A 21103-nucleotide genomic window follows, 5' to 3' on the forward strand; every position below is an offset into this window, starting at 1 on the left:
CCGCATTCTTCAAAATATCAGCCGCCATCACATCCATCCGCCCCGTGAAGGTCGGCAAACCCACCGCCACATTTCGGCTCCCCCCGCTGGGGTGGGCATATGATGACCCAGGACGGATTCGGGTACGGTCGTCGGCCGGAGCCCGTGCTTGCCGGTGTCCCGGTGATGCCGATGCGGAGGAACCATGCTCACGGTGGGCGAGGTGCACACCAGCCTGCTACAGCACAGCACGGCGTTGGCGCAGGAGCAGAGCGCCGAGGTGCTCGGCCTGGTGGAGGGCGAGGCCGTGTTGACCTCGCGCCGCCCGTCGCTCTACGCGGTGTCGCCCGACGTCCGCACCGGGGTGGACTGCTGGCTGCCCAGTGCGAAGAACCGCCAGCTGCGTGGGGTGGGCGCGGTGGTCACCCGGGCGATCATCACGGGTGGCCGGATCGTCCAGGCGTCCTCGATCATCCAGGTCGCCGCCGGGGCACGCCGCCGGCCCTGGTCGTACTACCTGGCCAACTCGGGGATGCTGGAGACCGTCGGCAAGCTCGACGCCGAGGATCTGGCCACGGGTTTCCTGCACGGCAACGCCGCCGATGTGCTGAACCTGGACGCGATCACCGGCCGGGTCCTCGACAGCGTGCAGATGTCCGACCTACTGGACCGGCGTCCGCCGCTGCGTGCGGCCCGTACCCGGCTGCGGTGGACGGCTCAGGTCGACCAGCAGCCGGGCGACACCGCCACGGCGCTGGTCGCGGTGGACTCGCCGACGCTGCGCACCGTCCGGCTCACGGTCAGCCCGCAGGACGTGCCGGCGGCGGTCGCCGGCCTCTGCGAGGATCTTGCCCTGCACGACTGGCTGCTCACCATGCTGTCCGCGCTGGTCGAGGCTGCGGTGACCCGGACCGGCTCCGCGCAGGAGCACATCGAGCGGCTCCGCCCGGTGCTGGAGCACCTGCTGCACCTCTGGCTGCCCGGCGCGCGGGTCGATCCGCGACTGCGGCCGATCTGGGACCGGCTGGAGCAGGTGCCCGGCTTCAGCCGACAGTGGCAGTCGTCGGTCAACTGGATCCGGGATCAGATCACCGTCGGCAACATGGCCCTGCTGCGTGAGCTGGCCGGCCGGGTGGCGGTCGACCAGGCGTGCGTGCGCTGACCGCGCTCACTCGCCGATGAACACGTAGCTCAGCCGGTCCACGAGCTCCTCGGGCAGCTCCACGCCCTCACCGACGGCCCGCTTGGCGACCTGCCGCGCGACCGCCGGCGACACCGCCACCTGACCCAGGATGGTCCGCACGGCCAGCTCGACCGGCAGGTACCGGGTGTCCATCAGGGTCACCGTGCGATACCCGCAGAACGGCGCGGCGGACGGGTTCAACTGGACGATGGCCGGCAGCTGATCCCAATCGGTCGGCAGCGGCTCGTCGGCGGAGAGCCGGTAGGGCTGGGTGACCGTCTGGCCCCGGTGCCGCAGCACGCCCAGCCTGGTCATCTGCCAGACCGAGGCGAGCAGCGCGCAGGCCCACACCCGACGCTCCGGCTCGTCGGACCACAACTCGACGTCCACGAAGATCGAATGCTGGGGGTCGCCGGACTGCAGGGGCGGCGACCAGGGCATCGGCAGGGTCATCGCGGGCGCGCCGGCGTGACCCGGCGAGCGCTTGCCGTTGGACAGCCAGCCCGACTCGCTCAGCGGCGGGCGACTGCCGTTGGTGTGCCGGGGCGGCTCCACCACCAGTGTGTCGACCACCAACCGGGCCAGCTCGACGTCGTCGTGCCGGGCGAAGCTCGACTCCCGGGCCACATAGTCCAGCACCAGGCCCTGTTCTGCGGCGGCCCGCTGCACCTGCGGGATCACCTCCCGCGGGGTGGCGAACCGGTGGAAGTAGTCGTCGACCAGGAAGCATGTGCTGATCCGGGGTTGTCGATGCGGGCGCAGTCCCCGGCGGGCCAGCGCCGGCACCACCTGCGCCCAGTCCGCGATCCGCTCGAACTTGCGCCGCAGCTCCCGGCAGTCGTCGCCAAAGTCCTCCGCGTACACGTGCCCCAACTCCACCGACAGGTGTGAGTACGCCACGCTCTCCGTCCGACGCACCGCGGCTGCCTCCTGGAACCTGACATCCACGCTCATCACACGGTCTCCCATGCCGTCTCGTCGAAGAGCTTCTCGGTCAGCTCCACGAAGGCGTCCACCGTCCGTGCGTTGGCGATCTTTGCCTGCACGTCATTATCCGAGATCAGCTGCTCACGCCACTGCAACAACGGGTCCAGCGGAACCGTGCCGAGCAGCGTGGTGCGCCCGGTGCCCCGCCGCCGGGCCAGCTCCGACAGCTCGGAGTCGCACTTGCGCAGGAACGCCTGCTGCGCCAGATCGAGGTGACCGACCTCCGGTCCACGTGAGTCGATCACCGCCGTACGGACGAACCGCATCGACTCTCGCAGCCGGTCCGGCTCGTGGCCGTACTCCTTGCCCATGGCCAGGATTCCACCGGCCTCGAAGGCCAGGTCGGCGGCCGCCATCACGTGTTGCGGGGTCCACCGGTGAAAGACCAGCCAGCGGACGGCCACCTTGCGCAGGGTCGGGGTGGCCGTGGCCGCCAGGGCGATCTGGCTGGCGTACGAACGGCCGGCACTGAGGTCCACCAGGATCAGGTCGAACTCCTCCTCCAGCCGGAGGAAGAGTTCGGCGCAGCGCCGACCGATGTCGTTGGTGAAGCCGAACTCGCTGCCGTTGCGCTGGCCGGGCAGCAGCACCAGGGAGCCGGAACCGGTGGGGCGCTGACGCAGGCTGACCCGCTCCGAGGTGCCCCACACATCCAGCTGCTCCGGTGACGGGATCTCGCCACGTAGGTACCGGTGCAGGCCGCCGCCGTTCGGCCCGGCGCCCTCCACTCCGTTGATCGCCTGCGGGATCTGGAAGGTGATGCCGGCTGTCGGCGAGCCGAAATCGTAGTCCAGATAGCAGGTGGGCCGACCGGACAACGCGCTGCGGTAGGCGATGTTCGCCGCGGTCACCGAGCGCCCGGTGCCACCCTTGTGTGACGTGACGAAGACCAGCATTCAGATCCCCTCGCTGGCCTTCTGCTGGCCGGTGGTGACGTCGTTGAGCAGCAGCAACAGGCTGCTCGCCAGGGCGGCAGCGGTGCCCGGACGGTCGTCGACCAGCGACTGCGCCTGGCGCAGGCTGGCCCGGATGCTGCGCATGCTGCGTTGCATCGCCTCGCCGGCGAACGTGCCGCGCATCAGCTCCCGGTCGAAGAGGTACTCGGCCTCGTCGATGAGGTCCTGCGCGTACCTGGCGAGGCTGCCGGCCCGTGGGAACGGCCGTTCCCAGAGCAGCTGGCCGGCGGTGACCAGCGCGTGCACCACCCGCTCGGTGAGGTACCAGGAGGGAGCCACCGGCGGCGGCGCGAGCCCGGGGAAGGCACCGGCCGCGTGATCCCACAGCCCGCGGTACCGGCTGTCCGGAATCCGACGCAGCAGCAGATGCTCCCAGACCTCGTCGGCCAGTTCGAGCAACTCGCTGCGCTGCCGGGCATTGTTCAGCAGGCCGGCGACGGTGGCGGCCCGCAGCAGCAGCACCGTGGAGAACTCGTTGACGTTCCACGTCATGATCGGCTTGGAGGTGGCGTCGTTGAGGGTCACCTGCTTGCCGGGCGCATGCACCACCAGGGCCGACTCGTCGGGCGAGGCCCGCCGGGTGATCCGGGCCCGCTGCGCCAACTCCACCAGCACGCTGGCGATCCGTCCGAACTCCTCGTCGCCGCCCCGCCCGCCGGCGATCAGGCCCTTCACCGCCAGGGAGGTGGCCTGCAGGGTGTAGTAGTCGGTCCGGTCGCCGTCAGTGGTCCGCCAGGGGATGTCCTCGATGGGCCAGCGCCGCCGGTTGCCGAAGGTCGCCACCGTCGCCCAGTACGTCCGGGTCAGCTCCCAGCGCAGCTGCAGGGCACGGGACAGCCGCTGCTGCTCCTCGTTGAGCAACCCGAGCAGGCGGGTACGCTCGGAGTTGAGGTCGTCGATGGCGTCCATCGCGATGACCGTGAAGTAGAGATAGGGCGCGTTCTCCGCCGAGCCCTCGCGCTGCGCGCCGATCGGCTCGCTGGTCGGGACCTCCTCGGCCCCGGCGATGGTGCCCCAGGACCAGCCGCACTCGAAGAGCATCTCGCTGTTGTCCAGGTCCTCGGTCACCCGACCGGAACCGATCACCACACTGCGCAGGCTCGCCATCGTGTCCCGCAGCTGCTCGCGCAGGGTCGCCACGACCTCCCGACGCGGTCGCCCGTCCTGGTTGACCATGTCGCACAGTCGGATGCCGAGCTCGTCGGTGGAGGTGAAGACGGAGGTGCTGAAGCTGCGCAGCAGGCCCACCATGGCGGCGGTGAGCCGCACGCTGGCCATCGTCTCCAGGGTGTCCAACTGGGCCAGCAGGTCGCGCCGCTGCGTCGAACCTCGGTAGATCTTGACAAAACCGATCGTCGCCAGGGTGAGCGTGATGGACACCGCGTACGAGTCCACGATGTCCAGGGAGTACTGCTCCTCGGTGAGGTCCGGGCCACCGTCGACGGGGGTGAGGTAGGTGCCGCCGGCGAAGATCGGGACACCACTGTCGTCGGTGTACCGGGTGAAATAGTCGCTCATCAGGCCGACCAGTCGGCGCGGGATCTCGATCGCGCCACCGATCGCGCTGAGCGCCTCGATGACCTCCTCGTCGATGCGGTCCGGATCATCCAGTGCCAGCACCGGGACCTTGGTCGCGGGCAGCAGCAGGGTCAACAGCTGCTCCGCGTCGCTGATGGAATTGGTCCCGCTCCGGCCACCCCAGTGCCATTCGGAGTTCTGCCAGCAACTGCGCACAGTCGCCCGCCAGATGTCGAGGATCTCCTGGCGTGGCTGTATCCGCATCGTTCACCGCCGTCTGTTGTCGTCGTCGAACTGCTGGAACCCTCGAACTGTTGGAGCCGTCGAAGCGTTGGAGCCGTCGAAACGGTACTACCGGTGTTACCTGGCACGCGATGACCCACGGTGACGTGCGTCCTCCATCGTATCCCTGCCGGAGCGTCACCTGAACGGCCGCGCGTACCCGTGTTGTCGAACGACCCGGTACCGGAGTGTCCGCATACGACCGGCACACCGAACCGTCGTGGACGGTGCACCCCGGCGGTGTCACGCCGATCCTGGTCACGGCCCACCGGGTCACGGTCGACGGCCACCGGCAGCCGCTCCGGGGCCCGTGCACGGCGACGCCGGCCACTCTCGACCCAGGGACTAGCCTCGGCTACGGCCGGTGACCAGCAGCATGCCCAGGTACCCGTCGCGCAGCGACGGCGTGGGTCGCACCTCGTACATGTCGACGTCGTGGGCGCCGGCCGCGATACTCGCCACCACCTCCGCGCGTTGCAGCTCCACGGCCGGAAACCAGTGCTGGCCTACGCGGTAGCCACTCGACCCGAGCATGAACGCGGCGGCGAAGGGTGAACCGGGGCGCAGCGCGCCGAGGAACCGGCCGACCGCGTGTTCGGACTCCATCCGGTCGGCCGAGATCGAGCAGGCCACGAAGAACATCGTGCCCGCCTCCCAGGCACGCCTGGGCAGATCGAAGACGCTGCGCCGCAGCACGCGTCCCACCTGTGCCAGCCGGCGTCGCGGATCGGCGAGCGCCGAGTACGCCGGATGCTCCGCACACACCCGCCAGTACGCGTCCCAGCAGCCGTCGTAGTTGTCGATCTGGGTGCGCAGCCAGCCCACATTCGACATTGACAGTTCGCACAGGTCCACGCTCTGTGCGAATGGCAGAAGAGACAGCGCCGGGTAGAGGTTTGCACCCGACCCCACGTCGACGCAGCGCACTTCGGAAATGTTCGCACCCGCGAAGAAGTCTCTTATCCGACAGAGCAGCTCGCGATCATCGGCGCGCAGTACGGAGTAGTTGTGCTGGACGTAGGCCCGGGGGTCGAAGCCGTCCCACTCCACCTCGGAATTGGCTGGCCTCCGGGAATCAACTCGTGGCGGTGGGGTCGACGGCCCACTGCAACCCGAGCCAGCCGCCGGAATCAATGCCATGGAGGTGCCTCCATTGAGGTTGGCAGATCACTTTGGCCCTCGCTCCGACGCGCTCAGCCCATTGCCCATTATGCATCGGACGCGATACCGACTCGCAAGTGGCGACGCGGACGACAGGCCCGCCGGGCAGTCAAGATCCCTCTTTCCGCACCGGCGCATCGTCCACATTCCGCGCGATGGCGCCGACGGCGGTTGGTCGTTGTCGGGACGACCTACCCGCCGGAGCCCTCGGTCGCGCCGTCCGGGGTGAGAGCCCCCTCCACCTCGCCGGCATCGAGGTGCACGTGCTGATGGCCGAGGCCGGCATCGATGTTGATCTGATCGAGCTGGGTCGCGGCCACCGACCAGGTGGTGACGGCGAGGGTCGCCTGCCGGGCCGCCAGCGCCAGCTGCTCGGTACGCCCCGCGGCGGGACCCGACAGGGCCAGGGCGACGGAGTCCACCGCGACGGCCGTCTGCTCCACGGCGCTGCGCAGCCCGCCCCTGGCGACGTTGGTGGCGGTCATGCCCGACGGCGGGTCGGCGAACTGGGCGATGAGTCGATTCATGGTCTGCTGCCACTGGCTGACCTGGGCCGCCTCGGGTGTGCGGCCGGCCTCGGCCTCCTGTCTGACGGCCTGGAGGATGGGCGAGAGCTCCTGCCCTGTCTGGTGCGCCATCGCGGTGAGCTCGACGATCTGTTGCGCGTCACGCTCGACCTCGGCCTTCTGCAGCTGCGCGATGTTCGCCTCGGTCGGGCTCGGTCGTCCCACCGCATGCCCGACCAGCCCGCCCACCGGGGCCGCCACCAGCACCGCCGCGGCGGCGACCGCGACCATCCAGGTCTTCGACCGCCCCTTGCCGCCGGGCGAGGTCAGCAGGTAGGAGGGCCTTCCGGTTCGACGGGACATGTCACCCCTCCATCGACGGCTGTTTGTCTCGGAGACTAGTCCTTCTGCTATAGGGCGTCGATAGTTCTGCTCCCACATGGCGGACTTTCCTCGCACCGATCCGAAAGATGGGCCGGCCGGGCGGCAGCGACCATCCCATCCGACGAACCCCTCACGGCCAGCCCCGCCCCCCGAGGTCGCCAGCGGGCCGGAACCTGTCGCGCTCGGCCTCGGTGTCGATGTCGCCGCCGGTGGCAACATCGCCGCAGGGCACGACCCGCAGATCCGCCGACCGCTCGCGCAGGTAGGCGCGGGCACCCATGTCGCCGGCCGCCGAGGCGACGACGCCGGCCCAGTGGGACCGACCGAGCAGGACCGGATGGCCACGGGCGTTGCCGTAGCCCGCCATCGCCAACGCCTCCGGCGCGGCGAGCGCCGTCAACCGGCGTACCGCCTCGGGGGTGACGCCGGGCATGTCGACCAGCAGCACCACCACCGCGACCACCTCGGTCGACCGCAACGCGACGAGGCCGGCCCGCAACGACGACGCCATGCCGGTGGCCCACTCGGGATTGTCGAGCACCAACCCGGCACCGAGGTCGGCGCGGGCCCGGACCGTCTCGGCCCGCGCACCGAGCACCGTCAGCACCGGCTGACAACCGCCGGCCCGAGCGGTGGCCACCGACCGCTCCACGAGCAGCCGGCCGTCGAACTCCACCAGCGCCTTGGGCTGCCCGTAGCGCCGGCCCGCGCCGGCCGCGAGCACCAGCCCGGCGACCGCTGCGTCCACTCCGGTCACCCCACGGACCCGCACCGCCGCACGCTAACACCGTTCTGCCTGGACCGGCGGACGAGTCACCGATCGACGCCAGGGGCATGCCGACGCCCTGCTTGACCTCAAGGGGCCTTCAAGTTCCAGCATGGGCGCATGACAGACATCGAACGGGCGCTGGTCATCGGCGCGACCGGCAACATCGGCAGGCACGTGGTGACCTCGCTGCGCGATCGCGGCATCGCGGTACGCACCCTGACCCGTAGCCCGGGTGGGCTCCCGGACGGCATCGAGGCGGTCCACGGCGACCTGCGGGATGCCGAGACCCTGAAACGGTCGCTCGCCGGGACCGACGCGGTCTTCCTGCTGTGGCCGTTCATGACCGCCGATGGCGCGCCGGCCGTCGCCGAGGCGATCGCCGCCACGACCCGGCGGGTCGTGTACGTCTCGGCGATGCACGTACGCGACGACCGCCCGCCGATCGAGAACGGCTTCTGGGGCCAGGTCGAGGACGCGATCCGGCGGACCGACGTCGAGTGGACCTTCCTGCGGGTCGGCGGCCTGGCCACGAACACCCTGCAGTGGGCACCGGCGATCAGTGCCGGCCGGCCGGTACGGATGCCGTACCCGGCCGCCTCCCGGTCACTGATCCACGAACGGGATGTGGCGGAGGTGGCCGTGCTGGCGATGACCGAGGCCGGACACGGCGGTGCCGCGTACGCCCTGACCGGTCCGGCGTCCATCACCCAGGCCGAACAGGTACGGATCATCGGCACGGTCACCGGCCGTCCGGTGCGGGTCGAGCGGGCCCCGCTCGCCGAGGCGCGGGCGGAGCTGCTCAGCTGGGCGGATCCGGCGTACGCCGACACCGCACTGGCCTACTGGGCATCGCTGGTCGACACACCCGAGCCGTGCACCCCGACGGTGGCAGAACTCACCGGCTCGCCCGCCCGCACCTTCGCGCAGTGGGCCGCCGAGCACGCCGACGACTTCCGGCCACCGCGCACGCCGGAGCGACGCTGACAGCAGAAGCGGACACGCGAGCGCCCGCCCGGACGAGGGCGGGCGCGTCCCGTTACGGGCGGTCCCGGCCAGGTTCGACGAACCGCTCGACCGGCTCCGCCAGCTGGGTCAGCGCGTTGCGGGCCCGCTTCTGCTCCTCGGGCCGGTCGATCTCCGTCGCCAGGGTCAGGGCCTCGACGTGCCGGGCGACCGCCGCGTCCCGCTGGCCCTGTCCGGCCAGGGCCCGACCCAGTCCGTTGAGTACGCAGGTCTCGCCGTACCGCTCACCGATGTCCCGGAAGATCGCCAGGGCCTGTTCGTAGCAGTCCACGGCGTCGGCGAACCGGCCCAGCGTGACGTAGGTGTCGCCCAGGTTGTTCAGCGCGGTCGCCTCGCCACCGAGATGCCGCAGTTCGCGGAAGATGGCCAGGGCGCGGCTGTTCTGCTCGGCCGCCGCGCCGGAGCGGCCCAGCCGTTCGTGGACAGCGCCCAGGTTCGTCAGCGTGTTCGCCTCGCCGACCCGGTCACCGACCTGCACGAAGCGGTCGAGCGCCAGCTCGTGGTATGCCCCGGCACCCTCCCAGTCCCCCGCCGAGCTGTGCACCACGCCCAGGTTCCCCAGCACCCGGGCCTCACCCCGGCCGTCACCGGCCGCGCGGAACAGCGGCAGTGCCCGCTTGAGATGCCCGGCCGCCTCCGGGTAGCGGCCCAACTGCCACCCCGCCACACCGAGGTTGGTCAGGGCGGTGGCCTCGGCGACGTCGTCACCGAGCAGCCGGGCCGCGTGCTCGGCCTCGGTGTGCACGGTGATGGCGTCGGCCGGGTACCCGCCGTTGTCGAGGTAGGAGTACAGGGTGCCGGCGAGCCACACCGCGTGTCGCGGCCAGCCGTTGCGGGCCGTGTGCAGGCAGACCGCCACGAGTGTGGCGCGTTCGGCATCCAGCCAGCGCAGTGCGACCCTGGGTTTGTCGAGCCGCGGGCCGGCCGGGGGCCGCTGCGGCAGCGGCGGGCGGCGGTGCCGCTCGGCCGGGTACAGCGCGTCCATCGCCGCAGCGGCGCTGTACAGGTAGTGGTCGAACAGGCGAGTCAACGCGGCCTGGCGATCCGCGGGCCGGTCCTCGTCCCGGGCGCGCTCCTCCGCGTACGCCCGGACGAGGTCGTGCAGCGCGAACCGGCCGGCGACGGGTTGCTGGACCAGGTACTCGGCGGCGAGATGCCGCAGTTGAGCGGCGGCGGCGGACGGATCACTGTCGAGCAGGGCGGCGGCGCCGTGCTCGTCCAGATCCGCGCCGGGATGCCCGGCCATCCGACGCAGCAGCGCCCGCCGCTGCTCGGGCAGGTGCTGGTAGGACAGGTGCAGCGCGAGCTCCACACCGGTGTCGAGCCGACGATGACGGTGGCGCTCGTCCAGCCGATCGGCGTGATCGGTGACCGTCCACTCGGGTCGGGCCGCCATCTGACCGGCGACCACGCTGAGCGCCAACGGCAGGTGTCCGCAGCGCACCGCGACCCGCCGCAGCGCCGACGGATCGGCACCGACCGCCACGCCCGGCACCGACCGCACCAGCAACTGCTCCGCCTCGTCCGCGGTGAACAGGTCGATGTCGAGGCGAACCGTCGCGTCGAGGTCGGCGAGCCGGCGGCGGGACGTGACCAGGGTCAGGGTGCCGGCGGCATTCGGCAGGAGCGGGCGTACCTGCTGTGTGCCGGCCGCGTTGTCGAGCACGACCAGGACACGCCGGTCCGCGAGTCGTTCACGGAAGGCCGACGCCCGTTCCGCCAGGCCGTGCGGAATCTCGCTACCGGAGCAGCCGAGCAGACGCAGGAAGCCGTCGAGGACCGCGGCCGGCTCGACCGGCGGCTGCCCCGGGTCGGGGTGAAAGCCGCGCAGGTCCACGAAGAGCGTCGTGTCGTAGCGCCCCTCGGTGGCCAGTAGCCGGCCGGCGTGGACCGCCAGTTGGGTCTTGCCGATCCCCGCCATCCCGGCGAGTACGCAGACCACCGGGCCGCGCGTCGCCGGATCCGTGCCAACGGTCGAACCGCCCGCCTGCCGCAGGTGATCCACCTCGAACTGCCGCCCGGTGAAGGCGGCCACGTCGTCCGGCAGCCGGTCGAGCACCCGTACCTGGGCGGCCGCCGTGGTCTCGGCGAGACTGACGCGCAACGCCTGCCGCCAGTGCGCCAGGTAGCCCGTCTCGCCATGCAGCGCCTGCACCACCGCCAGCACCAGGTCGGCGTTGATCCGGCGCCGGCCGGTCTTGAAGCAGTCCACGACCGTGCCCCTGCGGGCCAGCTCGGCGGCCGGTCGGTGGTCCGTCCGCCACTGCTCGTTGACCCGCCGGGTGATCGTCTCGTACGAGGGGTCGCCGGCCCAGAGTTTCAGCGCGCGCAGAACGCCGACCAACTCGTCGAGACTGTGGGCCGACCCAGGGTCGGGAGGACCGGTGGACGTGTCAACCTGCATGGCGCCCCCGTGAGGATGAGGTGTCTATCGATTCCACTGTGCCTCATGTGGAATCGTTTGGAGTTCACCGGGTGTGGTCATCGCCATGCTCAGATGGTTGGGGGTACGGGGCCGCCACGGGTACGGGGGCGTGGCGGCCAACCCGCCTCGTGACGCCGCTCGGGCACCCGGCCAGGCAACCTGGCCCGCTGTCCGATGCCCTCTCCAGAGTCACCCGCACCTCTCCCGGACGCGGGGATCCCCTCCGCAGACACCCGGGCGCGTACAGGTGCGGCTCTGGGGGAGCAACGACCGCGCCGACCGGTTCTTCGCCCTGCTCGGCGGCTTCCTCGCCGCGATCGAGCCACTGGAGCCGCCGTCGGCGGCCGAGATCGTCGCCTCCGGTGCCACCACGACCGCCGCCGCCGACATGCTCACCCGGCACGGCGTACCGTTCCGGGCCGCGCACTCGGTGGTGGGCCGGCTGGTCCGGGCCGGCGGGCCGGACAGCTCGACCGCCGAGCAGGTCACCCTGGCCGGAGGCGCTGCCGGTCACCGACTGACGGGCCGGCACCTACCGACTGACCGAAGGGCCGGCGCCCTGGTCGAACCGGGCCGGGTCGCCGGCGCCGACCCTGATGATCTCCGGCTCGCCGTCGGAGAAGTCGACCACCGTGGTCGGCTCGGTGCCGCAGTCCCCCGCGTCGACCACCGCGTCGAGAGCGTGGTCGAGGCGCTCCTTGATCTCCCAGCCCTGGGTCATCGGCTCGTCGTCGCCGGGCAGCAGCAGAGTGCTCGACAGCAGCGGTTCTCCCAGCACGTCGAGCAGGGCCCGGGTGACCGGGTGCGCGGGGATCCGCACGCCCACGGTCTTCTTGCGTGGGTGCAGCAGCCGGCGCGGCACCTCCCGCGTCGCCGGCAGGATGAAGGTGTAGCGGCCGGGGGTGGCCGCCTTCACGGCGCGGAACACCGCGTTGTCCAACTGCACGAACTGACCGAGCTGGGCGAAGTCCCGGCACACCAGCGTGAAGTGGTGGCCGCTGTCAAGTTGGCGGATCTCCCGGATCCGGTCCAGGCCGTCCTTGTTGCCCAGCTGCGCACCCAGCGCGAAGCAGGAGTCCGTCGGGTAGGCGATCAACCCGTCCGCCCGGACGATGTCGACCACCTGGCCGATGGTGCGCGGTTGCGGATTGTCCGGATGCACGTCGAAATACCTCGCCATGGCCGGAAGCTTAGGCTGCTCGCCGGCACTGTCGCGTTGCCGACAGTGCCACGCTCCGCAAGAAGTCGACGTCCATCGTTGTCTGTATGGTCGTTCGCCCCTCCGGCGGCGGCTACCGGGGCCTGCTCCGGCAGCCTGCGACGCCCACCCCCGTACGGGTCACCGTGCTCGTCTTCGCGGTGCTGTCGCTGCTGTTCACCCTGGCGACGGTGCACCGGCTGGTGGCCGGGACCGGCTCGCTCGGCGCCGTCGTCTTCTTCGCCGTGATGGCCGGGGCGTGCGGGCTGGTGGCGATCAGCCTTGCCGCCCGCCGCCCGTGGGCGCCCTACCCGGCATACGCGCTGACGACGCTCCTGGCCGCCGCCTCGCTCGGTCTCTTCGGCGCGATCACGATCGTCGGCCTGGCCCTGCTGGCCTGGGTGCTCTGGGCCCTCAACGTCCGCGCCTCCCGGGACTGGTTCGGCAGGCGCGGCCGGCTGCGTTGACGTCACGGCCGCGGGTGGTCACGGCGGCCCGCCCCCGGGCGGGCCGGCGCGCCGCTACTCGCTGGCCGGGGCGGTCACCTCGGTCTCCTCGTCGGCCTCGACCGCCGCAGCCTTCTCTACCTCGGGCACCGGGGTGGCCCTCGGGTTCACCCAGGAAAACTCGATCTCGATCGAGTACTCGTCCGCACCCTCCTGCTCGATCTCCAGCTCGCAGTGCACCTCGTCGGCGACGGTGACCGCCCCCGCTGCTCCGTAGAAGACCTGCCCGGTCTCCAACTGGCTCGCCACCTGACGCAGCCACGCGGCCAGATCCGCCCGCGACACCGTCCGGGCGTCCTCGTAGATATCCATCCCGCCATGCTGGCATCCACAGCGGACCTCCGGCCCGCAGGGGGTGCCGTCGGCGCGCCGTGGTCATCAGCCGTCCGAGGCGCGCCGCCCCGCGACGGCGGTCGCCTCCAGCAGGCTGTCGTAGTGCTGCAACCCGTGGTCGGGCGGCACGTCCGCGAGTGACCAGCTGGGGTAGCCGGTAACGCCACGGGGAAGCTCCACGGCGCTGGCACCGTAGGTGAGGGCGAGGTCCATCGTCTGGTTCCACACCGAGGCCGGGCAGGGCGACTGGTCGAAGCAGACCTTGTCGGCGGTCGCCGTCTGGTAGCTGATCGGGCCGCCCTTGGCCGCGATGTACGCGTACATCGTGAAGTAGTTGTTCGGCCGGTCGGGGTAGATCGAGTTGTTGCCCAGCACGCAGCGCTCCCCGAGCGAGGCGCGGCAGTAGTCGATCATGGCGCGGGTGAACGGCATGTCCACCGAGCCCGTCCAGCTGACCTCGTCGATCCGCTGGTACGGATTGAAGGCCAGGTACGACCGCGTCCGCTCCCACACGTCGTGCGCGTCGATCTCGTCGCGGTGGCACTGGTCGTCGGCGGCGCCGGTGTACCCGGCGGCCTCCAACCCGGGCCGGTTCAGGCTGAGCTGCCCGGTCTGGCGGATGTACGGTTCGGCGAACTCAGTCGTGCAGCGGGAGATCACCACATCCAACAGGCGCGGCTCGTCGTCGTACATCGCGGCGAGCCGATCCTGCAGGTTCTGGTAGGCGGTGCCGTACGCGGCCGTCCAGAACGGGCCGATCGTGCCGACCTGGACCCCCTCGGCGTACCACGGGATCGGGTCGCCACCGCCCAGCGTCTTGGCCCAGTCGGGTGCGTGGATGCCGCCGACCACCCGCAGCCGGGTCGACATGCCCGCCGTGGTCGCGGCGGCCAGCGCGTCGTCGATCGCGGTGGTGTCGAGGTCACCACCGTGGTCCGTGCCGGCCTGCTGCTGCGGTTGCAGGTCGCTCCAGTTCACCCGGATGACGAACCCGTCCACCACCGGCGCGTACGCTCCGCTGGCCGGCCCGGCCCGGTCGATCAGCCCGCGCAACGGCTCCTTGAGCGTGACCGACGCCTGCGCCGGCACGCCCACCACCGCCGCTGCCATCACCATGGTTGCCAGGACCGCGAGCGCTCTCAAGAAGCATCCTCCTCCGGACACATCGGACGGTGCCGGCGAGGACGGCGACCGCGCGCCCAGAATACGTCCCGACCCGACCGCCCGCCGGCCGTGGCGACCACCGGACCGCCGTGGGAATGCGCACGGCGGGCACGGCTCAGCGCAGTCGGCCCCGCGCGTCGCGCGCCTCGCTGAACGTCCAGCTAACCCGGCCCCAACGCCCGCAGGCCGGCGGCGAGCAGCGCCGGAACGGCCTCCTCGGCGGCCACGGAGGTCGAGTCGGCCGCAGCGCCCTGCCGCGCGCGGTAGCTGATCCCCTGGGCGATGACGGCGAGCTTGAAGTTCGCCAGCGCCAGGTAGAAGGGCCAGTGATCGAGGTCCACGCCGCGCCGACGGGCGTACGCCTCGGCGATCGCGTCGCCGTCGGGCAGCCGGTCGCTCGCCCAGGCCGCGTCGAGGCCGAGGATGGGGTCGAGCTGCGGCTGGCGGTAGACGCACATGAGCGCGACGTCGGTGAGTACGTCGCCGACGGTCGCGAGTTCCCAGTCGACCACGGCGAGCACCTTGCTGATGTCGGCGCTGTCGAGCAGCGTGTTGTCGATCCGGTAGTCCCCGTGCACCACTCCGATCTGCGCCGACGTGCGCGGCAGCGCGGCGACCAGCCGCGAGTGCAGGCTCGTCGCGTCCACGAGGTCGTGGCTCTTCACCTCGTTCCACTGCCGCCACCACAGGCGGGCCTGACGCTCCAGGAAGCCGGCCGGCCGGCCGAGGCCGGTCAGGCCGACCTCGTCGACGTCGACGGTGTGCAGATCAGCCAGGATGCGGACCAGCTCGGTGACGCAGGATTCGAGCTCGCGTGAGGTGTAGGCGTCGAGCTGGACGCGGGTGCGCACCACCTGACCGGAGATGAAGGCGGTCACGGCGAACGGCGCACCGATGACCGCCGGGTCCTCGCAGAGGGCGACTGCGGGGGGTACGGGTATCGCGCTGTACTGCAGAGCCTGCGCGACCCGCCACTCCCGCGCCACGTCGTGCGCCGACGGGGTGAGGCCGGACAGTGGTGGGCGTCGGACGACCCAGCGGTGGGTGCCGTCGGTGACGACGTAGGTGAGGTTGGACTTTCCGCCGCTCACCAGCTCACTGGTCAGCGGTCCGGTGACGGGGACGCGCTGGCTTTCGAGGAACGCGCGTACGCCCCGCACGTCGAGCATCGGTGGGTCGGCGTTCATGCCTGGTATCCCCTGATCCCGGCGCGGCTGATCACGATCTCGTTGATCACACTGCGCGGCGACAGGTCGAGCAGTGCGGTGACCGTGGTGACGACGTCGTCGACCGGGATCATGGTCTCGGGTGGTACCCGGTCGTGGACCCACGCGCTCATGTCGGTGTCGACGAACCCGGGAGCGATCGCCGTCGCGGTGACCCCGTTGGCCGATTCCTCCGCGTTGAGCCCTCGGCACAGGGCCAGCAGCGCGGCCTTGGTGGCCCCGTAGACGGTGAGCGACGGCTCGGCGTAGACCCCGTTGATCGACGCCAGGGCGACGACTCGCGCGCCCCGGGCCGGGCGGTGTCGCGCCGCCACCCGAAGGAGTGGCAACGCCTGGCTGACCAGGACGAACGGTGCACGGGTGTTCAGCGCGAACTGCTTGTCGTACCGTGCGATCGGGTATCCGTCGAGCGGTGCGGCCGAGCCCACGCCGGCCGCGAGGACGAGAGCGTCCAGGCCGTCGTGCCGCGCGGCGTGCGCGGCGACGACCGCCGCCGGCGCGTCAGGTGCGGCGAGGTCGACCTCGACCGGGTGCACCTGCACCGCTCCGGCCGCCCTCGCCTCGGCCGCGGCGGCGGCCAGCCGGGCCGGGTCGCGGGCCGCCAGGGTCAGCGACCAGCCACGCGCGGCGAGCGCCAGTGCGATGCCGCGCCCGATCCCCCGGGATGCTCCGGTGACCAGCGCGGACCGGGCCGGCCCACGGTCCGTCGCGCTGGACCGCCCGGCCGGGGTCGGGGGTGCGCTCATCGGGACCGTCCTGAGGCGGTCTCTCCGCTGATGCCGACGATCGAACGCGCGATGGTGAGGTACCGGTCGAGCAGAGCATCGACCGGGAGCGTCCCGTCCGGCCGGTACCACGACGCGACGCCTACGCAGAGCGAGGCGATGGCCCGGCTGGCGTCCTTCGGGTAGGCGGTCGCGAAGACGCCGTCCCGCACGCCGTCGAGGATCACCCCATCGAGCATCCGTTGCTGCTCGTCGCGCTTGGCGACGTAACGTGCCCGGTTGTCCGGCTCCAGGCTGCGTAGCTCCGCCGTGGAGACCATCGCGCCGGTGCGTCGGTACATGTGGAACCGGAGTAGCGACTCGACCAGCGCGTCGAACTGCGAGCGGGGATCGGCGGACGCGGTCGCCAGCGCCTGCCGGCTACGGACCAGCAACTCGTCGATGATCACCGTCATGAGGTCGAAGAGGATGTCCTGTTTGGACGGATAGTAGTGATACACGCCCGGCACGGAGAGACCGGACCGACGCGCCAGGTCACGGGTCGTCGTGCCGTGATAGCCGTGTTCGTAGAAGGCCTGGAGAGCGGCGTCGAGGATGCGGGGGAACTCGAGCGGCCCGTACTCCCGCCAATCGGACTCGGCAGACATCGGCTCGGTCGTCACCTCTCTCGTCGTGAATCCAGGGGTCTGGTTCTCGGTGGACCGGCTCATGGCTCGCGCCGCCTCTCGCGTGCCGAGGTGATCAGCATGTCCAGAGCCGCCGGATCGTCGACGGCTCCACGGTCGATCACGCGCTCCGGGTCGGCGCCCTGGAGGATGCGTTTGACCGGCACCTCCAGGCGTTTGCCGGTCTTCGTGTGGGGCAGGCTCGGCAGCAGGATCACCTCGTCGGGCACGTGTCGGGGCGAGGTCCGCTCGACGATGTGCCGCCGGATCCGGCTGACGAGCTCGGCCGGTCTCCCGTCGCCGTTCGGGACGACGAACAGTGGCAGCCAGTATCCGCCGTCCGGCTCCTCGACGCCCACCACGAGGGCGTCCGCCACCTCGGGCAGGTCGCTGATGGCGGCGTAGATCTCCGCCGAACCCAGCCGGACACCGTGTCGGTTGATGGTCGCGTCGGAGCGCCCGAGGATGACGACGGTGCCACGCTCGGTCATCATGGTCAGGTCCCCGTGTCGCCACACGCCGGGAAACATATCGAAGTAGGTGTCCCGCAGCTTCTGGCCGTCGGGGTCGTCCCAGAAGTGCAGGGGCATCGACGGCATCGGCTCGGTGATCACCATCTCGCCCGGCACGCCGACCCGCGCCCGGCCGCCTTCCGGGTGCCACACCTGGACCGCGGCGCCCAGTGCGGGGGCGCTGATCTCACCGTCGTACACCGGGGTGGTCGGCGCGCTGGCCACGAAGATCCCGACGATGTCGGTGCCGCCACTCATCGATCCGAGCTGCACCTGCGGGCTGACGTGCTCCCGGAACCACGCGTTTGCGGTCCCCGGCAGCACCGACCCGGTGACGCCGACCAGCCGTAGCGCCGACAGGCCCAGCTCCCTGCCCGGCGCCAGGCCCGCTCGTTGCGAGGCTTCGAGGTAGCCGGGGCTCGTGCCGAACACGGCCACGCCGAGATCGGCGACCAGTCGCCACAGCGCATCCGGGCCCGGCCAGGTCGGCCGGCCGTCGTAGAGGACGATGGTCGCGCCGTGCAGCAGCCCGCAGACCTGGGCGTTCCACATCATCCAGTTCGGCGTGGTGAACCAGAAGAAGACGTCCCCGGCGCGCAGGTCCATGTGCAGGCCCGGTGAGACCAGCTGTTCCAGCAGCACTCCCCCGTGCCCGTGCACGACCCCCTTGGGCCGGCCCGTCGTACCGGAGGTGAACAGGACCCAGAGCGGGTGGTCGAACCCCACCGCGAGACCGTCCGCAGCGGGTTCGGCGGCCAGCGCCTCCGCCCAGGTGCTGGCGTCAGGGCCGTCCGCCGGGTTGGTCAGCCCCGCGGTCTCCACGGTGATCGTGTGGCGCAGCTCCGGAAGCAGCTCGCGTAGCTGCCGCGCGTCGTCCCGGCGGTCGTGCACCTTCCCGCCGAACCGGTAGCCCGAGCCGGTGATCAGGACCCGGGGCGACAGCTGCGCCATCCGCTGGGCGGCCGAGGGTGCCGCGTAGTCGAGGCCGGTCTGCGCCCACACCGCGCCGACCAGGGCGGTCGCCACGAACGCGACGACACCTTCGACGCAGTTCGGCAGGTAGGCGGCGACCCGGTCACCGGGCGCGACACCGAGGCCGCGCAGTCGCCCGGCGACGGCGGCGGCCTGCGCACGCAGCTCGCCGTACGTGATCGACGACCGCTCGCCGGTCTCGGCGACCAGGATCACCGCGTCCTGGTCGTCGTCGCCGGCGCGCAGCAGGTGCCGGCCGAAGTTGAGGGTGCCGCCGGGAAACCACTCGGCCCCGGGCATCCGATGTTCGGCGAGCGCGCACCGCGGCGGGGTTTCCCAGTCCACGCCGAAGAAGTCGGCGACCGCGGCCCAGAAGTCCCCGGGCGACGCCACGGACCACGCGTGCAGCGCGCGGTAGTCGGTCACGTCGTCGAGGCTGGCGCGGCCCTGCCCGACGAGCCATTGCGCGAACCGCACGATCCGGGTCTGCTGGACCCGCGCCGGGTCCGGCAGCCAGCTCGGTTCGATGGCAGTCATCGTCGACCTTCCTTCACGATCGGTGTGGCTGGCCGGGTGCACACCGGTCAGCGCCGCCCCGGCAGGAGCGCGCCACGGGTGAGGACCACGTCGACGGCCACGGCGATGATGAGTACGGACCCGGTCGCGAAGTACTGCACCTCGGTCGAGAGCCCCAGCAGTTGGACGCCATTGCTGATCGAGCCGATGACCAGCGCGCCGAGCAACGCCGACCAGATCGATCCGCGTCCGCCGAAGAGGCTGGTGCCACCCACGACCGCCGCCGCGATCGCGTTCAACATCAGCGGGCCGGAACCGGAGGTGACCGAGACGCCGAGTTGGCGGGACGCGTCGACCATGCCGGCGACGGCCGCGCACGCGCCGAGGACGAGGAAGGAGTAGAGCACCATCCGCCGTACCGGGATACCGGCACGCTGGGCCGCCTCGCGGTCGCCGCCCACCGCGTACAGGTGGATGCCGTAGCGGGTCTGGGTGGTGACGTACCACGCGATCAGCAGCATGACCGCCACGATCAGCACGGGCATCGGCAGGCCCCGCTGCCGGGTCAACGTGAAGACCCCGCCGAAGAGCACGGCCGCGACCAGCGCGGAGGGCACGATGATCGTGGTCAACGAGGCCAGCGATCCGGTGGACAGCCGCTCCCGGTACTGGAACAGGCGGTACGCGACGAACGCCAGGGTGGCCACCGCCGCCAGCGCGTAGCTCGTGCCCGCCGGGATCGCCGCGCTCGCGATCGTGGCGAACGGGGTGCCGGCCACGCTGATCGTGAACTCGGGCGGCAGCACGACCAGGATCAGGCCCTGGAGGATCACCATGCCGCCCAGCGTCACGATCAGCGACGGTACGCCGAACATCACGGCCTGGGCCTGGACGAACATGACGGCCATCCCCGCGGCCACCGCCGCCGCGATACCGACGGGCAGCGGCAGGCCGCTGTTGACGGTCAGCCCGGCGGCGACCGCCGCGCACACGCCGGACAGCACGGCCGAGGAGAGGTCGATCTCGCCGACGAGCAGGACGAAGACCACGCCCAGGGCGAGGATCGCCGTCGTCACGATCTGCAACGTGAGGTTGGTGAGGTTCTGGAAGCTGAGGTACGCCGGACTCTGGCTGTAGAAGACGGCCCAGATGATTGCCAGCACGACCAGCACCGGGACGCTCCGGTGCCCGCGCGCCGCCGTCTCGATCGCCCGGCTGAGCCGGCTACGGTGGGCCGTCGGCGCGCCGACGGCGGGTGATGTCGAGATGCTCAAGGTCTCCGCCCTCAATCGTCGCTTGGCTCGTGCGCACCGGTCATCGCGCTGACCAGCTCCGACGGTGTGTAACCGCCACGGCGGTACTCGGCGACCCGGGTGCCGAGCCGCAGGACCACGACCCGGTCGGCGATCTGCCGCACGTCCCGCATGTCGTGTGAGATCACGACCACGCCCCGTCCCTGCTCGCGTAGCCGGCCGATCAGGTCCAGCACCTCACCGCGTTGCGACACGCCGAGCGCCGCGGTCGGCTCGTCGAGGATCACCACCGCCGGGTCGCTGATGAGCGCACGGCAGATCGCGATGCCCTGACGCTGGCCGCCCGAGAGCGCGACGACCGGGGTGTTCAGTGAGCGGAGCTTGACCGACAGCGACTCCAACACCCGCCGGGCCTGCTCCTCCATCACGTGGCGCCGAACCCGTCGCCCGGACCAGACCGGCCCGTGGCGTTCCTGGCCCAGGAAGAGGTTCTGGACGGCGTCGAGGTTGTCGCACAACGAGAGATCCTGGAAGATCGTGCGGATCCCCGCCTCGGCTGCGGCCCGCGGCGAATCCAGACGGGCGTGCTGTCCGCGTACCCTGATCTCCCCGGTGTCCGGTCGCTCCACCCCGGAGACCAGCTTGACCAGAGTGGACTTGCCGGCGCCGTTGTCGCCGACGAGCGCGACCACCTCACCCGGGTGCACCGTCAGGTCGACCTCGTGCAGTGCCCGCACACCGCCGAAGTGCTTCGAGACCTTTCTCAGTTCGAGCAGGGGAGTCGAGTGTGGCCCGCCGTCCGACGGGTCGGAAAGCTGTGGCTCGCTGTCCACGGTCATGGTCTCCTCCGCGCGGGCGGT

19 protein-coding genes and 1 pseudogene are annotated in these 21103 nt (G+C 71.2%); 4 read left to right on the forward strand and 16 right to left on the reverse strand.

The window, feature by feature from the left end:
• Positions 1-184 precede the first annotated feature (184 nt).
• The gene (locus BMY89_RS06935) at positions 185-1141 is read left to right on the forward strand and encodes an SCO2521 family protein (RefSeq protein WP_092376687.1); all 957 of its coding nucleotides are present in this window, start codon (positions 185-187) and stop codon (positions 1139-1141) included.
• 6 nt (positions 1142-1147) lie between these two features.
• Here the strand turns inward: BMY89_RS06935 and BMY89_RS06940 are convergent, their stop codons facing one another.
• From BMY89_RS06940 to BMY89_RS06970, 6 genes are all read right to left on the reverse strand, one after another.
• Positions 1148-2131 carry an SCO2522 family protein gene (locus BMY89_RS06940; protein ID WP_232521099.1) on the reverse strand — a complete coding sequence of 328 codons (984 nt, stop codon included), beginning with the start codon at positions 2129-2131 and terminating at the stop codon, positions 1148-1150.
• Positions 2116-3045 carry an SCO2523 family variant P-loop protein gene (locus BMY89_RS06945; RefSeq protein WP_092376694.1) on the reverse strand — a complete coding sequence of 310 codons (930 nt, stop codon included), beginning with the start codon at positions 3043-3045 and terminating at the stop codon, positions 2116-2118. Before BMY89_RS06945 ends, BMY89_RS06940 begins: the two co-directional genes overlap by 16 nt.
• Positions 3046-4887, reverse strand: a complete 1842-nt coding sequence (locus BMY89_RS06950; RefSeq protein ID WP_092376697.1) for an SCO2524 family protein — start codon at positions 4885-4887, stop codon at positions 3046-3048. It lies immediately after the preceding gene.
• A 363-nt stretch (positions 4888-5250) separates the two neighbouring features.
• Positions 5251-5955 carry an SCO2525 family SAM-dependent methyltransferase gene (locus BMY89_RS06960; RefSeq protein WP_198413969.1) on the reverse strand — a complete coding sequence of 235 codons (705 nt, stop codon included), beginning with the start codon at positions 5953-5955 and terminating at the stop codon, positions 5251-5253.
• A 302-nt stretch (positions 5956-6257) separates the two neighbouring features.
• Positions 6258-6935: a hypothetical protein gene (locus BMY89_RS06965; RefSeq protein ID WP_092376709.1), complete on the reverse strand. Its 678-nt coding sequence runs from the start codon at positions 6933-6935 to the stop codon at positions 6258-6260.
• A gap of 151 nt (positions 6936-7086) precedes the next feature.
• Positions 7087-7728: a nucleotidyltransferase family protein gene (locus tag BMY89_RS06970; RefSeq protein WP_232521100.1), complete on the reverse strand. Its 642-nt coding sequence runs from the start codon at positions 7726-7728 to the stop codon at positions 7087-7089.
• A gap of 114 nt (positions 7729-7842) precedes the next feature.
• Between BMY89_RS06970 and BMY89_RS06975 the strand changes: the two genes are divergently transcribed.
• Positions 7843-8709 (forward strand): SDR family oxidoreductase, encoded by an 867-nt coding sequence (locus BMY89_RS06975; protein WP_092376714.1) that lies wholly within the window; start codon positions 7843-7845, stop codon positions 8707-8709.
• 52 nt (positions 8710-8761) lie between these two features.
• Here BMY89_RS06975 and BMY89_RS06980 read toward each other — a convergent pair whose 3' ends face one another.
• Entirely contained in the window at positions 8762-11152 is a 2391-nt protein-coding gene (locus BMY89_RS06980; RefSeq protein WP_092376717.1) for a tetratricopeptide repeat protein, read from the reverse strand.
• A 409-nt stretch (positions 11153-11561) separates the two neighbouring features.
• On the opposite strand from BMY89_RS06980, the pseudogene BMY89_RS30815 reads away from it, so the two are divergent.
• Positions 11562-11606: pseudogene (locus tag BMY89_RS30815) on the forward strand (hypothetical protein); the annotation flags it as partial.
• A gap of 99 nt (positions 11607-11705) precedes the next feature.
• Here BMY89_RS30815 and BMY89_RS06990 read toward each other — a convergent pair.
• The gene (locus BMY89_RS06990; protein ID WP_092376720.1) at positions 11706-12353 is read right to left on the reverse strand and encodes an L-threonylcarbamoyladenylate synthase; all 648 of its coding nucleotides are present in this window, start codon (positions 12351-12353) and stop codon (positions 11706-11708) included.
• Positions 12354-12439: 86 nt separating this feature from the next.
• Between BMY89_RS06990 and BMY89_RS06995 the strand changes: the two genes are divergently transcribed.
• Positions 12440-12838 carry a hypothetical protein gene (locus tag BMY89_RS06995; RefSeq protein WP_092376723.1) on the forward strand — a complete coding sequence of 133 codons (399 nt, stop codon included), beginning with the start codon at positions 12440-12442 and terminating at the stop codon, positions 12836-12838.
• 54 nt (positions 12839-12892) lie between these two features.
• On the opposite strand, the gene BMY89_RS07000 is transcribed toward BMY89_RS06995, so the two are convergent.
• The 8 genes from BMY89_RS07000 to BMY89_RS07035 all read right to left on the reverse strand — a co-directional run bounded on the left by BMY89_RS07000 (position 12893) and on the right by BMY89_RS07035 (position 21082).
• Positions 12893-13189: an amphi-Trp domain-containing protein gene (locus BMY89_RS07000; protein ID WP_092376726.1), complete on the reverse strand. Its 297-nt coding sequence runs from the start codon at positions 13187-13189 to the stop codon at positions 12893-12895.
• A 66-nt stretch (positions 13190-13255) separates the two neighbouring features.
• Positions 13256-14353 carry a hypothetical protein gene (locus BMY89_RS07005; protein ID WP_139217917.1) on the reverse strand — a complete coding sequence of 366 codons (1098 nt, stop codon included), beginning with the start codon at positions 14351-14353 and terminating at the stop codon, positions 13256-13258.
• Positions 14354-14535: 182 nt separating this feature from the next.
• The gene (locus BMY89_RS07010) at positions 14536-15561 is read right to left on the reverse strand and encodes a phosphotransferase family protein (protein ID WP_092376731.1); all 1026 of its coding nucleotides are present in this window, start codon (positions 15559-15561) and stop codon (positions 14536-14538) included.
• Positions 15558-16346, reverse strand: coding sequence for an SDR family NAD(P)-dependent oxidoreductase (locus tag BMY89_RS07015; protein WP_092376734.1), 789 nt, complete (start codon positions 16344-16346; stop codon positions 15558-15560). Before BMY89_RS07015 ends, BMY89_RS07010 begins: the two co-directional genes overlap by 4 nt.
• Positions 16343-16972 carry a TetR/AcrR family transcriptional regulator gene (locus tag BMY89_RS07020; protein ID WP_092377519.1) on the reverse strand — a complete coding sequence of 210 codons (630 nt, stop codon included), beginning with the start codon at positions 16970-16972 and terminating at the stop codon, positions 16343-16345. The genes BMY89_RS07015 and BMY89_RS07020 overlap by 4 nt, the downstream gene beginning before the upstream one ends.
• A gap of 59 nt (positions 16973-17031) precedes the next feature.
• Positions 17032-19011: an acetoacetate--CoA ligase gene (locus BMY89_RS07025; protein ID WP_092376737.1), complete on the reverse strand. Its 1980-nt coding sequence runs from the start codon at positions 19009-19011 to the stop codon at positions 17032-17034.
• A 47-nt stretch (positions 19012-19058) separates the two neighbouring features.
• On the reverse strand, positions 19059-20264 hold the full coding sequence (locus BMY89_RS07030) for a sugar ABC transporter permease (RefSeq protein WP_170147744.1): 1206 nt from the start codon (positions 20262-20264) through the stop codon (positions 19059-19061).
• Between the two features lie 11 nt (positions 20265-20275).
• A complete protein-coding gene (locus BMY89_RS07035; RefSeq protein WP_092376743.1) occupies positions 20276-21082 on the reverse strand; it encodes an ATP-binding cassette domain-containing protein in 807 nt (268 codons plus the stop codon).
• Positions 21083-21103: the final 21 nt, after the last annotated feature.

The organism is Micromonospora phaseoli, from assembly GCF_900109115.1.
Classification (GTDB): Bacteria; Actinomycetota; Actinomycetes; order Mycobacteriales; family Micromonosporaceae; genus Micromonospora; species Micromonospora phaseoli.

Bases quoted from the DNA above. Each gene is read 5' to 3' on its own strand.
- BMY89_RS06935 (WP_092376687.1), top strand. From the start codon at position 185: ATGCTCACGGTGGGCGAGGTGCACACCAGCCTGCTACAGCACAGCACG.
- BMY89_RS06940 (WP_232521099.1), bottom strand. From the start codon at position 2,131: ATGGGAGACCGTGTGATGAGCGTGGATGTCAGGTTCCAGGAGGCAGCC.
- BMY89_RS06945 (WP_092376694.1), bottom strand. From the start codon at position 3,045: ATGCTGGTCTTCGTCACGTCACACAAGGGTGGCACCGGGCGCTCGGTG.
- BMY89_RS06950 (WP_092376697.1), bottom strand. From the start codon at position 4,887: ATGCGGATACAGCCACGCCAGGAGATCCTCGACATCTGGCGGGCGACT.
- BMY89_RS06965 (WP_092376709.1), bottom strand. From the start codon at position 6,935: ATGTCCCGTCGAACCGGAAGGCCCTCCTACCTGCTGACCTCGCCCGGC.
- BMY89_RS06975 (WP_092376714.1), top strand. From the start codon at position 7,843: ATGACAGACATCGAACGGGCGCTGGTCATCGGCGCGACCGGCAACATC.
- BMY89_RS06980 (WP_092376717.1), bottom strand. From the start codon at position 11,152: ATGCAGGTTGACACGTCCACCGGTCCTCCCGACCCTGGGTCGGCCCAC.
- BMY89_RS06990 (WP_092376720.1), bottom strand. From the start codon at position 12,353: ATGGCGAGGTATTTCGACGTGCATCCGGACAATCCGCAACCGCGCACC.
- BMY89_RS06995 (WP_092376723.1), top strand. From the start codon at position 12,440: ATGGTCGTTCGCCCCTCCGGCGGCGGCTACCGGGGCCTGCTCCGGCAG.
- BMY89_RS07000 (WP_092376726.1), bottom strand. From the start codon at position 13,189: ATGGATATCTACGAGGACGCCCGGACGGTGTCGCGGGCGGATCTGGCC.
- BMY89_RS07010 (WP_092376731.1), bottom strand. From the start codon at position 15,561: ATGAACGCCGACCCACCGATGCTCGACGTGCGGGGCGTACGCGCGTTC.
- BMY89_RS07015 (WP_092376734.1), bottom strand. From the start codon at position 16,346: ATGAGCGCACCCCCGACCCCGGCCGGGCGGTCCAGCGCGACGGACCGT.
- BMY89_RS07020 (WP_092377519.1), bottom strand. From the start codon at position 16,972: ATGTCTGCCGAGTCCGATTGGCGGGAGTACGGGCCGCTCGAGTTCCCC.
- BMY89_RS07025 (WP_092376737.1), bottom strand. From the start codon at position 19,011: ATGACTGCCATCGAACCGAGCTGGCTGCCGGACCCGGCGCGGGTCCAG.
- BMY89_RS07035 (WP_092376743.1), bottom strand. From the start codon at position 21,082: ATGACCGTGGACAGCGAGCCACAGCTTTCCGACCCGTCGGACGGCGGG.